Origin of the sequence: Pelosinus propionicus DSM 13327 (genome assembly GCF_900114615.1) — a bacterium.
Taxonomy (GTDB): Bacteria; Bacillota; Negativicutes; order DSM-13327; family DSM-13327; genus Pelosinus; species Pelosinus propionicus.
In genome coordinates this window covers 65,571-77,051 of sequence record NZ_FOTS01000023.1, presented here as the reverse complement: position 1 = coordinate 77,051, position 11,481 = coordinate 65,571, and the positions used below count along the sequence as shown (strand labels likewise).

Sequence of the window (11,481 nt, the reverse complement as noted above, 5' to 3'; positions counted from 1 at the left end):
TCCTATAAGTTCAAGATTAAATCCATTTTCGATAAAAATTTGATTAGGTGTTTTTCCGGTTAAATACTCTCGAACAGCTTTAACTTTAAAATCAGTATGATAGGATATGGAACGGTCAGATACTTTAATCACATTCGAATTTTTCAGTAATAGGCTTTGCTCTAAATTGTTGTACAAGATCTTGCTCATTATTATCCTCCGAAAGATTTAATACTATTGATTATAAACTCAAAAATACCCCTTGTATTGGACTTTTTCTAAAATGTCCAATACAAGGGGCTCAGTTCACTAACGGGTAGACTATGTCTTTTATTGCTTTTTCCATTAACGATACAATTCGGCATATCGCTTATATATAGCAAAACTTAAATTGCGACTCACCAGACGCAAGCTCCTTCTGCAAAAACAATGGTAACATCTTTCATGCTGCTTGACGAGTGAAGTAAAATTAATTACAATTATAATCATTTGAAAAACTTCTTTTTTATAAATACTATGATATGAGGAGCAACCAATGACAACCTTAAATGCAATCATTATGGAAGTAGGTAAAGATCCTGCTGTGTACAAACTATCAACGGCGATTGATAAACAACTTGAAGAAATAGCTAGTATATTAGGTGGAAATTTTGTTAGTTCTCGCTTATTCGAAGTCGGTAATGGTCTATCCTTACATATTTTTCTCAACGATATGGCAATTCCTCTACAACTGACTGCAAATCGCCGTTTCCCCGAACCTGATCAAGATCAAATTATTTATGGTAATGCCCTTTTTCTCATCATTGATGATACCAATGGTGATGAAGAAGGTGCATTAGATATTCCTAATTCAATCTGTGATATTTTTATCAGTAAACTCAAAGAGAGTTTACTGCCTTGTAATGGTGACGAGAAACCAAACCTAGATGCAGAAATCTTTGTGGAGAATCCAGGTACAAATGAAGAGCGACAGTTTAAGTGGGAAGAAGTACAAGCACCTGGCAAAGAAGAAGAGTTAAAATTTATTGGACAAGGTTATGTCCGTATTGTTGACGATGGTATCTGTGATATTCTAGAAGTTCGCGGACGTTACTTCAAACAAAAATATCTTAAAAAAAAGCAAAAAAATTTTCAATAGAAGGCTTGAATAAAACAGAGAAGCAATCTAGGAAGGATGCACATAGCCTCCCCAGATTCATGATTGTGTTGCGCATTTTAAGCATCTATCAATTGCAAAATTTTTTGGCACCAAATGTCTATTCTTTTTACATCTTCTACAGTCGTTGTGGTTATCACCCCCTTCGATGTAAAACCGCCTTTGTTGACCTTTTAACATCAATAAATTCAATATCAATCTAAAAATCATATTAACAGAGTATGTAAGAATTTAATTAAAAAGACACAATTATCAGCTCCCCCCCTGTCAAGTAAACAATAACCAACAGTCCTGTTAGCCAGCCATCTTTTTCCGATATTAAATCGGTGAAAGGTGGTTTAGCTTTTTTAAAACCGATTTTTTTAGGTATACCGTTTTATGTAGATTTGGGATATCGCTTTTTAATAATCTCGCTCAGCTTTGACATAAGTGAATTCTTCCTCAATATTAGAGAAAAATTAGCTTTTCCTTCCTTTCTCTAATCAATTGTATTGCTTTTGCGATTTAGCAGATTCAGTTTACTATGGATAAATTTACTCTATATTCTTTCACTAGCAATAAGACAAAAAAAAGCCGTTTATTCTTTAAAGCTGATTATACGGATTATCAAATAACCTCTCAATACTATAAACAAATTCTGTATTGAAATCAATTTACTGAGCTGAAAAGAAGATCATTGCTTAATGCCCTTCGTTTTTCCTTAAAATGTTGCTCTCCTCTTTTTCTTCTGATCACATGCTTGTTATTAAATTAAGGCAACCAAAGAACCAGACTTTTGGAAGTATTATCTTGTCTCTTTGATTCAAATTTGCATAATTACCTAACTTAAACCAAATAATATCTTTTACACTAACTAAGGAGAGTAGCCTATGATTTTTGAAGTACATATTTTATATCTAGCATGGTTTATCTCAATAGCTTCTTTTTTCTTATTTATTCCTAAAAAAAAACAACGTAATGCACAATTTTCTATTTTAGTAATGCAATTTATTACCTGGTTTTTAGGACTATTTGTTGCTAATTTAAATTTGATTCAATATCCTGTTCGCTTTTTTTCTGGTGTTAATGGAACCAGTTTTACTTTTGAATATTTAGCGTATCCTGTTATTTGTGCATTCTTTAATGAGCATTATCCTGAATATAAAGGTAAATTGATCAAATTTTGCTACTATACTACCATCTGCTCTGTTATCACTATTTTAGAAATTATCTTGGAGAATTACACACAGCTAATAAAATATATAAATTGGACTGGTTACCATACATGGTCATCTGTATTTATAACCTTATACATCTCTAGACTGTATTACAGATGGTTTTTTAAAATACCATAGCTCTCTCTCAATTTAGCATTCCCCCTTTAGGTTTTCTTTTAAAATTGCCATCCAACTAATAACAGATCACCTCTATCTTACAAATTACATATTATGTATAAAGAATCACTAATTATTGAATCTCATTTCTCCAAGTTAACATTAACTTCTAGATAGGCAAATACTAGGAGGGATTTTATGAATATTATACAACGGAAAAAAGTTGCTGTTAATTCTATAAAAATCACTTATGGTGGTCGAAAAGATAACTCTAAGCAAGCAAGTGTCCAGATCGATAAAACACAGTCGAAATCTAAAAATCCCTAGTTTATAAAAATGGTTGTTCTTTTTAGAGCAGCCATTTTTATTTACTCTCAGCGATTAGCTACAATCTTTAACCCGTCCAACATCACGCTCATCAATCAACCATAATTCAAATTCTAGACTCTCTTGAAGTTCTAATGACTAATTTGCAGTAGTGTTAGATCAGCTCCAACACTATGTTGTAAATAATTAACATTATCGAATACTCACCTCTTCGTTTTAGCGATCATACAATATATCAATTGAAGATAAAGGAGGGATACATATGGGCCTAGGATTTGGAGGCGGTCGCAATGGTTTCGGCGGTTCCGGCTGTATTATCATCATAATTATCCTCTTATTATTTTTCTGCTGCAATGATGAGTGTTCATCCAGTTGCTAATTTTTTAAACTAATCCGCCAATCGATTTCACTTGTAACCACGTTACACCAAGACGTGGTTCATTTTTTTCTTTTATAAAATTACCACATTCTAAGATAAAAGGGATTTTTCTATACAGAACAAGCTACAATCAATGATAGTCAAAGATTCCTTCTTGATGGTTTCAGCTATTTTCAACGCTATGACAGTGATATTAAGCATTTACCTGGTTAGAATCATCTTCCCTATCTAAAAAGACTAGAACTACTACTCAAACTTAAAGGTTACATATTTTTTATAATTATATTGACAAAAGAGCAATATGTGTAATATTATAATAATACTTTCGACTGCAGGCGTATATTACAACTAAAATTATAATTGATAAAAATAATGATTGGGAAAAAGCAATTAATATTCTGTTCCAGAGAGCCGGTGGCTGGTGAAAACCGGTACAAATATTTGTTGCGAAACTCACCCATGAATTCTTTTGCTGATATAAGAATTAAACTTATTTAGGTAAAAGCGTGCGTCCACGTTATAGGATATCAGCCATTGTATTTTGTTTGGTTGATTTACGAGCTAATGTAGGGTGGTACCGCGATATTGTCGCCCCTATTGACATATGTCAATAGGGGCTTTTTTATATCCTAAGATTCTTTGGTCGTACCATGTAATAGCTTATCTTTTCACAAATCTTAAGTACTAGAACTACTAAAGGAAGGACGATAATTATGAAAAATCAAAAATCCAGTTCAATTGTAACATCATTTGCGATGGCAGCGGTATGGTTTGCAACGCATAGCGGTGGAGGCTTTGCCACCGGCAACCAAGAAGTTAACTATTTTGTAAAATATGGTTGGTACTCAGTTTTTCTCCCATTAATTGCTATGCTACTTTTAGGCTGGGGCCATCGTAATGCACTTGTCTTGGCTAAAGATCATAAGACCTATGATTATAAAAGCTTCTGTGATGCCCTTTTTCATCCTTACCAAAAATATTTTTCTATCATCTTTGAGTTGGGATTTATCATGTTGATTGTTTGTGGCGTAAGTACTTCAATTGCAGGTTCAGGTGCTCTATTAAAGAGTTCCTTAGGAATTCCTTATGGAGTAGGCATCGTAACCGTAGGAACTATTTTACTGTTATTAACCATATTTGGTAGCGAATTAATTGTTAAAGTCTTAAGTCTCAAGACCTATTTCATAATAATTACCCTTCTCATACTTTGTGTATTAGGTATTCAAATGGGAGCATTTAATTTTCAACAGGTTTTAGCTAGTCGCGAAACATTTGGCACTAGTTTTGGGGACGCAGTTTGGTATATGTTAATCTATATTGGCTTTCAAGCCTTTACAGTATTGCCTATAATATCCGTCTCTCATAATATTAAAACTACTAAAGACTGCAATAGATTTATGCTATTTGGCACCCTTCTAAACGGCGCTTTTTTGGCAATTATCTGTATTATGTTATTAGGTTTCTCCCCAGAAGTTCTCAATCAAACTCTACCAGTATATTTTGTCACCACCAAACTTGACTTACCTTGGTTAAAGATATTATATAGTGTTATTTTATTTGTGGCTTTGTTAGGTACTGCAATATCTTTGATATTTTCTACTGTTGCGCGTTTTGAACCTGTATTGATTAAAAGAAATATTTTCAAAAGTTTAAGCACTCGTAGAATTTTCATTTCCCTCATCACCATTGCGCTGTGCACAGGTATATCTGTATTTGGTTTAACAAATATCGTTGTCAAAGGATACGGCTCAGTCGGTTATATCGGCTTATTCTTTGTTTTACTTCCTGAAATTATTGTCGGCACTATAAAAATCAAAAAAAATGCTAAGTTGCGAAGAGAACAAAGGCTAAATAAAGCAGTTTAAAGAAACACTCAAACCCATATAGTCTACTGCCATGGAACATTAGGGATTCGACTGAATCCTGGCTATCCTTGCACCGTCTAATTTTGGCCCTATGCTGACATACGAGCAGTAAGCTACTAGCTACTGTATTGTAATGATTGCGCCAAGATTTTTGATATGCAACATGTTTTTATATCATTTGTTCTATTATTACTTACGCGGTTTGGAGATAAGTATATATTTAGTAATGTTAAGTTAAGATTCACTCTCTAACTTGAAAATCATACTTTCTAAAGGTATACTAAAGGTAATTCAAAGGCATTTAATATTAGAAATGAGTGTGAGCATATGGCGAAAGTATATTACCCTGAAGCAGCAGCTATGGTACCAGCAAGTCCCCCCCACCCTCCTAATACTCAGTATCGAGTTTCCATAGGACTTGAAACTTGGGGTGGAGAAAACCACAGAGTAATAAAAGTTCAGATGGTTTATAATGGGAAAATAGCAGATCGTAGACCTCCATCCTATCCTGTTGGAAATGATGATCATATGCGAGTGGCGGAAGTAATACGGAAAATAATTAGCAGAAATTCATAAAAGGTTGCTTCGCTGCAACCTTTTTATTTTATATCAAACCTAAGAAAAGCACTTGTTAGATGTATCAATAAAATAATGACGGAAGATTTTTTCTTATGTACTAATCCTATCATCATGGGATGTTCTCTATTTTTTCAGAGATCTTACTAAGCATTTTTCTATTAAGTGTATCGACCAAGCAACTAATAGTTAATTAAACCATCTTGTTTGATAAAACCGTATTAACTTTTCCATAATTTCTGTAATATCTCTACCATCTACCGTGTAACTAGTAACAAGGCCATTATCAAAATCAGTTGCACCATCTAATGATCTCGTACAACTGATTAGTGGTTTAACACTAGATTCAATTCGTTTTGCTTTATTGCAAATTTCTCTTACGATTTTATGCTCATTTGTGAGATAGACATCATTTGAGAATTGCTCATACTTTGTTTTAGGAACGTTTATATTTCCGTTCTTTGTGAAAGGAGCATACCCCGGCGCTATCCATTCATTTAAATGGCTTAGTCCCATAATAATAAATAATAACAGTTCAATACTTTTATTATTTTCAGTTTTATATTTTATAAAACTAGTTTTAAGAATTTCAAAAAAATCTTCTTCTGAATTCATATCAATTATTTTTTTATTCACAGATATCCCTCCGTTGGTATTTAAATACATAATTCTTCAAAGGTGCATAAACTCCTGCATCGTTACTCTGATTAGAATATTATAGGATAAAACGAATATCTCTTTGTGTTGTTCACATTCAAGAGATGCTTATAATTAAATTTCTTATTTTTACAATACTTACGTTAATAAGCTTTTTTATCAATTATTTTTATTTGATGATACTAGTGTTTTAATATTATGAATAAAAAAAAGCCTCTTTATAAGATGATCTTTTTCAAAATTACTGCTATATTCCTAGAAGTTCTTGAACTAGAAAAAGAAGACTATCTCAAAATTATCGAGATAGTCTCCTCTTTTATATTCTCGTTATTAGTTGGGACGATCTAAAGTAAAATTCCCTAACTTGCTGCCACGAAATTCATTCAGAATGATACGTCTTGCTTTTTCATAATCAATTAAACCGCCACTGCGTAGACAACCTCGGCGCGATCCGATTAGGCCTAATAACTCAGTTGAGTCTTCAGGTAATGGAGACGACAATTTATATCTTTCAATTAAACGATCACTATAATTCTCACGTAAGAATAGTAACAGTTTTGACATGGCTGTTTCGACATCATAGATATCATCATTGATAGCACCTGTCATCGCTAGCTTAAATCCAACCTCAGGGTCTTCAAATTTGGGCCATAAAACACCTGGTGTGTCTAAGAGTTCTAGATTTTTTCCGATAGTAATCCATTGTTTACCTCGAGTGACGCCTGGTTTATCAGCAGTACGCACTGATTTTGTCCCCAACAAACGATTAATCAATGAAGATTTACCAACGTTAGGAATACCTAAAATCATCGCTCGAACTGCTCGTGGATTAACACCTTTTGCTACTAATTTCGCTGCTTTAGCACTGCCTAGTTGTTCCACTTGGCTAACTAATGCTTTAGTACCTCTTCCAGTCATAGAATCTATGGTGACCACTTGCAGACCTTGTGCATGAAAAGTATCTATCCATTGTTTAGTCCATTCTGGTTCAGCCAAATCGATCTTATTTAAGGCTACCACTCTTGGCTTGCCTTCTAAAATTTGATGAATTACCGGATTGGCACTACTTATGGGAATACGAGCATCTAATAATTCAATGACTACGTCAACTAATTTTAGATTTGCCTGAATCATACGCAGGGCTTTTGTCATATGACCAGGGAACCAATTAATATTCAAATTATCCATTATTATCACTCTCTATAACGCTATTTTCTTCTTCAGTATGTGTAAAACCATTATGCAGCTATGGGAGAGTTTTTAATTGATCAATCGGCCAAAATATCATAACCGCTTTTCCCTTTATCATTTCCAAAGGTACAAAACCAACATCACGGAAACGACTATCCTCCGAATTGTTGCGATTGTCACCCATAACAAAGACATGTCCTGCAGGCACAGTAGCTAGAGGGTAGGATCCACGGGTTTTTTCTAAAATGTAAGTTTCATTCAATAATTGACCATTTAAAAATACACGGCCATCTTTTATTTCAATAGTATCACCAGCTACCGCAATTACCCTCTTAATAAAATCACGACTTGGGTCTTTAGGGTAGCGAAATACTAATACATCACCTTTTTCAGGTGCTTTAAAGCGATATATGAATTTATTCACTACTAGTCTCTCACTGTTTACCAGTGTAGGACGCATAGAAGGACCTTCGACCATATAGAGCTCAACGATAAAGTAGCGAATAAAAAACGCTAATACAACAGCAATAAGTATCGAAACTATCCAATCTTTTACCTCTTCGCCTAAATTAGTATTACTCATAATTAATCCTCCTTCGTAAATGAAGAAAAGGGACTGAAAACAGTCCCAAGCAAAAACTACCGTCTTTCTTTAATACGAGCTGCTTTACCTTTAAGTTTACGCAGATAGTATAATTTTGCACGGCGTACGATACCTTTACGTACTACTTCAATTTTTTCCAAACGTGGAGAATGCACAGGGAAAGTACGTTCTACACCGATGTTGTAAGAAACACGTCTAACCGTAAAAGTTTCCCGGATACCGCCATTATTTCTGGCAATGACAACACCTTCAAACATTTGGACACGCTCACGAGTACCCTCAACAACTTTAACGTGGACTCGTACAGTATCTCCTGGTTTAAAAGCCGGAATATCCTGACGTAATTGTTCTTGTTCTAATGCTTGAATCATATTCATATCTATTTTTCCTCCTTATCCTAGACGTTCATGCCAATCCACTATTACATTGTGCAGAGGACCGTCCGTTACACCTTAAAAATTATAACATACCAATACTATAAACTCAAGCAGATTATAAGGTTATAGTATATATTATAATTCCCACCATTTCTCACCTAATAATCGATCCAAAATAATCGCCACTGCCGCTCTTACCGGCAAGTGATTATAATCACCAGGGCCATAAATAGGTTCTAATGTAAAATCAAACTTTTCCATTACAGACTTTTCAATCCCCCAGCCAGTACCAAATAAAATGAGATAAGGCCGGTCTGCCAGTTCAATCTGCTTCCGCATTTTCTTATACGATATGGTATTGGGAAATGTACGCGCATCAGTAGTAATAATAAACGGTTTTACACCTTCAGACTCCGTAATGTATTCTACAGCACTTTGAATATCAGTCTTAATATCTAAAACACGAAACGCTTCACGACGATCAGGATTATATTCACCACCATAACCATGCTGCCAGTAATCCATAATCTCTTGTGCTAACATCGTTTGGCTTTCATGTGGATGAATAATAAAATATTTTTTTATATCATAGGTTCGTGAAGTACGCGCAATGTCATGAATATCAAAATTAGTAATGGCCGTAGTAATAATTTCATCGTTTTTATTGTATATAGGATGGTGTACCAAGCCGAGATAAATTGGTAAAGCCATATTAGTCTCCAGTCTGCTCAGCTATGATTTCCGCTAATAATTTAGCATCATCTGGGCTTAACTCTTTATTTTTCAACAACTCTGGTCTACGTTCAAGAGTATTTTTTAGCGCTTGTTTATTACGCCATCTCTTAATTTTTGCATGATCCCCTGATAATAATACCTCAGGAGCTACCATTCCTTCAAAATCCCGTGGACGAGTATATTGGGGATATTCTAGCAAACCATTATAAAAAGAATCTTGGGGAGCTGAGCTACTAGATCCAAGCACACCTGGTAACATTCTAGCTACTGAATCAACAATTACCATCGCTGGCAACTCTCCACCAGTTAATACATAATCACCAATGGATATGCTTTCATCAACTAAGTGCAATCGTACTCGCTCATCAATTCCCTCATAATGTCCGCATAATAAAATAAGTTGCTCATAGCCAGCTAATTCTTTAACTTTTTCTTGGTCCAGTCTATAGCCCCCTGGACACATTAGAATCACTCGTCGATTGATGATATTAGTTGAGGTAATGATATTTTCCACGGCTCGAAAGATGGGATCTGGCTTCATTACCATACCCACTCCTCCACCGAAAGGATAGTCATCAACAATATTGTGTTTATTAAAAGCAAAATCACGAGGATTTGTTACATTAATCTTTAATACATCAGCTTCTTGTGCTCGCTTTAATATACTATGTCCCAAAGGACCCTTAAACATTTCAGGAAATAAAGAAACAATGTCAATCTGCATCGCTTTCCCATACTTCCTGTAATTTTACGATCATTTTTCCATCTGGGATATCAATTTTTAAAACAACTGTTTTTAGTGCTGGAATTAGTAACGGATTTTTATCTTTTTGCTCAACAATGTATACATCATTACTACCTGTTTCCAAAACATCTGTAACTTTTCCCAGATATTCATTTTCTTCCGTAAATACTTCTAAACCAACAATATCAAAGATATAATAATGTCCCGTAGGTAACTGAACTAAATCCTTATGCTCTATTTGGATTAGTTTTCCTCGTAAATGTTCTATTGCATTTCGATCATTCATATCACGAAATTTCAATAAAACAAACTGTTGATGATATCTGACACTTTCAATTGGTAAATTCCTTCCATCATCAAGCTGTGCACTTTTAAGTTCACGAAATCGTTCAGGAAAATCAGTAAGAGGCATAACACGAACTTCACCACGCACTCCTTGAGGAGCAATAATTTTCCCAATAACTATCATATTATCATTCATAATGATTAGTTTCTAAAAGCGATAACTTTGCCATCTTCTAGCAAAATTTCAGCATTCATATATGTATGTAAGTCGTCGCCTACTTTTACAGTTACGATTTGTTCTAAAGTTCCTTGGGGAATTTCTGCACCAAGTTCTAATTGGGCTGTTTCTTTTAGTTTCTCCGTCATATGATTTTTAAATTCAATACGTTTTTGTGTTTCGCCATCAATTTGCTGTCGAAGTGCAGTTAGTCCTTGGGCATCTTGCTTTGCTTGTTCACTCATCATACGTTTTGCATGAAATTCAATCTGTTGTAGTTCTACATCAGCCTTGCGGATATTTTCTTGAATTTCAGCAGCTAGGTTCTTTTTGAGCTGCTCAGTAACTTTAGCTTTAATCGTGACTGGACATTTTAACGTAATACTATCCATGTGTGCTCACTCTCCTAATGTTGTTGGAAAAGGCTCATCTGCAATGCTACGGCTGAAGAAATGTATTTTACTACACAGTACTTCTATACGCAACTTGCATCTGAACCTTTTCTAATAGTTTATATCATTTAATAGTATAATTATACATATTAAATGATTTCTATCATTATTTTCTTATTTTCACGAGTAGCGGCAGCTTTGACAACAGTACGCATTGCTTTAGCAATACGTCCCTGCTTGCCAATCACTTTCCCCATATCTTCAGGGGCTACATGCAACTCATAAATAGTGGTATCAGCATCGACAGACTCTGTGACACTCACTTGTTCCTGATTTTTAACTAACGCTTTGGCGATAACCCCAACTAATGTTTTCATAGTTCATTACGCCTCTTTCTTCGTACGCTTTAGTTCATCCCATTTTTTCATAATACCAGCTTTGCTGAAAAGAGCTTTAACGGTATCAGTAGGTTGCGCACCTTTTTGCATCCAACTGATGGCTTTATCTTCATCAATTTTAACAATTGCAGGTTCAACAGTGGAATCATAATGTCCTAAAGTTTCGATAGAACGTCCATCACGAGGAGCACGAGAATCAGCCACAACTACACGGTAGAAAGGGTTTTTCTTCGCACCCATACGCATTAAACGAATTTTTACTGCCACAAAAATCACCTCCTTCAT

The 11,481-nt window shown here is 34.7% G+C and carries 15 protein-coding genes, 1 pseudogene and 1 other annotated feature; of the genes and pseudogenes, 5 read left to right on the top strand and 11 right to left on the bottom strand.

Annotated features, from left to right (window positions below):
* Nucleotides 1-189 (bottom strand): annotated as a pseudogene (locus BMZ99_RS13615) (IS3-like element ISBsp3 family transposase); the annotation flags it as partial.
* 325 nt (nt 190-514) lie between these two features.
* Here BMZ99_RS13615 and BMZ99_RS13610 point away from each other — a divergent pair.
* The 5 genes from BMZ99_RS13610 to BMZ99_RS13595 all read left to right on the top strand — a co-directional run bounded on the left by BMZ99_RS13610 (nt 515) and on the right by BMZ99_RS13595 (nt 5,595).
* A complete protein-coding gene (locus tag BMZ99_RS13610) occupies nt 515-1,117 on the top strand; it encodes a hypothetical protein (protein WP_090938165.1) in 603 nt (200 codons plus the stop codon).
* Nucleotides 1,118-2,004: 887 nt separating this feature from the next.
* Nucleotides 2,005-2,469 (top strand): CBO0543 family protein, encoded by a 465-nt coding sequence (locus tag BMZ99_RS13605; RefSeq protein WP_090938161.1) that lies wholly within the window; start codon nt 2,005-2,007, stop codon nt 2,467-2,469.
* A gap of 177 nt (nt 2,470-2,646) precedes the next feature.
* The gene (locus tag BMZ99_RS27390; protein ID WP_281246801.1) at nt 2,647-2,775 is read left to right on the top strand and encodes a hypothetical protein; all 129 of its coding nucleotides are present in this window, start codon (nt 2,647-2,649) and stop codon (nt 2,773-2,775) included.
* 742 nt (nt 2,776-3,517) lie between these two features.
* Nucleotides 3,518-3,753: a binding site (T-box leader), on the top strand.
* A gap of 114 nt (nt 3,754-3,867) precedes the next feature.
* Complete coding sequence (locus BMZ99_RS13600; RefSeq protein ID WP_090938158.1) at nt 3,868-5,019, top strand: YkvI family membrane protein; 1,152 nt, start codon at nt 3,868-3,870, stop codon at nt 5,017-5,019.
* A gap of 327 nt (nt 5,020-5,346) precedes the next feature.
* A complete protein-coding gene (locus tag BMZ99_RS13595) occupies nt 5,347-5,595 on the top strand; it encodes a hypothetical protein (protein ID WP_090938155.1) in 249 nt (82 codons plus the stop codon).
* 189 nt (nt 5,596-5,784) lie between these two features.
* On the opposite strand, the gene BMZ99_RS13590 is transcribed toward BMZ99_RS13595, so the two are convergent.
* From BMZ99_RS13590 to rpsP, 10 genes are all read right to left on the bottom strand, one after another.
* On the bottom strand, nt 5,785-6,231 hold the full coding sequence (locus tag BMZ99_RS13590; RefSeq protein WP_245754964.1) for a hypothetical protein: 447 nt from the start codon (nt 6,229-6,231) through the stop codon (nt 5,785-5,787).
* Nucleotides 6,232-6,582: 351 nt separating this feature from the next.
* On the bottom strand, nt 6,583-7,440 hold the full coding sequence (ylqF, locus tag BMZ99_RS13585; RefSeq protein ID WP_090938150.1) for a ribosome biogenesis GTPase YlqF: 858 nt from the start codon (nt 7,438-7,440) through the stop codon (nt 6,583-6,585).
* 58 nt (nt 7,441-7,498) lie between these two features.
* Nucleotides 7,499-8,026 carry a signal peptidase I gene (gene lepB, locus BMZ99_RS13580; protein ID WP_090938147.1) on the bottom strand — a complete coding sequence of 176 codons (528 nt, stop codon included), beginning with the start codon at nt 8,024-8,026 and terminating at the stop codon, nt 7,499-7,501.
* A 56-nt stretch (nt 8,027-8,082) separates the two neighbouring features.
* Complete coding sequence (gene rplS, locus BMZ99_RS13575; RefSeq protein WP_090938144.1) at nt 8,083-8,424, bottom strand: 50S ribosomal protein L19; 342 nt, start codon at nt 8,422-8,424, stop codon at nt 8,083-8,085.
* Nucleotides 8,425-8,559: 135 nt separating this feature from the next.
* Complete coding sequence (locus BMZ99_RS13570; RefSeq protein WP_090938141.1) at nt 8,560-9,135, bottom strand: RNA methyltransferase; 576 nt, start codon at nt 9,133-9,135, stop codon at nt 8,560-8,562.
* Between the two features lies 1 nt (nt 9,136).
* Nucleotides 9,137-9,883, bottom strand: a complete 747-nt coding sequence (trmD, locus tag BMZ99_RS13565; protein WP_090938138.1) for a tRNA (guanosine(37)-N1)-methyltransferase TrmD — start codon at nt 9,881-9,883, stop codon at nt 9,137-9,139.
* Nucleotides 9,873-10,385, bottom strand: coding sequence for a ribosome maturation factor RimM (rimM, locus tag BMZ99_RS13560; protein ID WP_090938135.1), 513 nt, complete (start codon nt 10,383-10,385; stop codon nt 9,873-9,875). The genes trmD and rimM overlap by 11 nt, the downstream gene beginning before the upstream one ends.
* A gap of 5 nt (nt 10,386-10,390) precedes the next feature.
* Nucleotides 10,391-10,798, bottom strand: a complete 408-nt coding sequence (locus tag BMZ99_RS13555) for a YlqD family protein (protein ID WP_090938132.1) — start codon at nt 10,796-10,798, stop codon at nt 10,391-10,393.
* A 149-nt stretch (nt 10,799-10,947) separates the two neighbouring features.
* Nucleotides 10,948-11,175, bottom strand: coding sequence for a KH domain-containing protein (locus BMZ99_RS13550; RefSeq protein ID WP_007934558.1), 228 nt, complete (start codon nt 11,173-11,175; stop codon nt 10,948-10,950).
* A 6-nt stretch (nt 11,176-11,181) separates the two neighbouring features.
* On the bottom strand, nt 11,182-11,463 hold the full coding sequence (gene rpsP / locus BMZ99_RS13545) for a 30S ribosomal protein S16 (RefSeq protein WP_007934559.1): 282 nt from the start codon (nt 11,461-11,463) through the stop codon (nt 11,182-11,184).
* Nucleotides 11,464-11,481 lie beyond the last annotated feature (18 nt).

Excerpts from the sequence above, each read along its gene's own strand:
- BMZ99_RS13605 (WP_090938161.1), top strand. The coding sequence starts at position 2,005 with ATGATTTTTGAAGTACATATTTTATATCTAGCATGGTTTATCTCAATA.
- ylqF (WP_090938150.1), bottom strand. The coding sequence starts at position 7,440 with ATGGATAATTTGAATATTAATTGGTTCCCTGGTCATATGACAAAAGCC.
- trmD (WP_090938138.1), bottom strand. The coding sequence starts at position 9,883 with ATGCAGATTGACATTGTTTCTTTATTTCCTGAAATGTTTAAGGGTCCT.
- BMZ99_RS13610 (WP_090938165.1), top strand. The coding sequence starts at position 515 with ATGACAACCTTAAATGCAATCATTATGGAAGTAGGTAAAGATCCTGCT.
- BMZ99_RS27390 (WP_281246801.1), top strand. The coding sequence starts at position 2,647 with ATGAATATTATACAACGGAAAAAAGTTGCTGTTAATTCTATAAAAATC.
- BMZ99_RS13600 (WP_090938158.1), top strand. The coding sequence starts at position 3,868 with ATGAAAAATCAAAAATCCAGTTCAATTGTAACATCATTTGCGATGGCA.
- rimM (WP_090938135.1), bottom strand. The coding sequence starts at position 10,385 with ATGAATGATAATATGATAGTTATTGGGAAAATTATTGCTCCTCAAGGA.
- BMZ99_RS13570 (WP_090938141.1), bottom strand. The coding sequence starts at position 9,135 with ATGGCTTTACCAATTTATCTCGGCTTGGTACACCATCCTATATACAAT.
- BMZ99_RS13550 (WP_007934558.1), bottom strand. The coding sequence starts at position 11,175 with ATGAAAACATTAGTTGGGGTTATCGCCAAAGCGTTAGTTAAAAATCAG.
- lepB (WP_090938147.1), bottom strand. The coding sequence starts at position 8,026 with ATGAGTAATACTAATTTAGGCGAAGAGGTAAAAGATTGGATAGTTTCG.
- BMZ99_RS13555 (WP_090938132.1), bottom strand. The coding sequence starts at position 10,798 with ATGGATAGTATTACGTTAAAATGTCCAGTCACGATTAAAGCTAAAGTT.
- BMZ99_RS13595 (WP_090938155.1), top strand. The coding sequence starts at position 5,347 with ATGGCGAAAGTATATTACCCTGAAGCAGCAGCTATGGTACCAGCAAGT.
- rplS (WP_090938144.1), bottom strand. The coding sequence starts at position 8,424 with ATGAATATGATTCAAGCATTAGAACAAGAACAATTACGTCAGGATATT.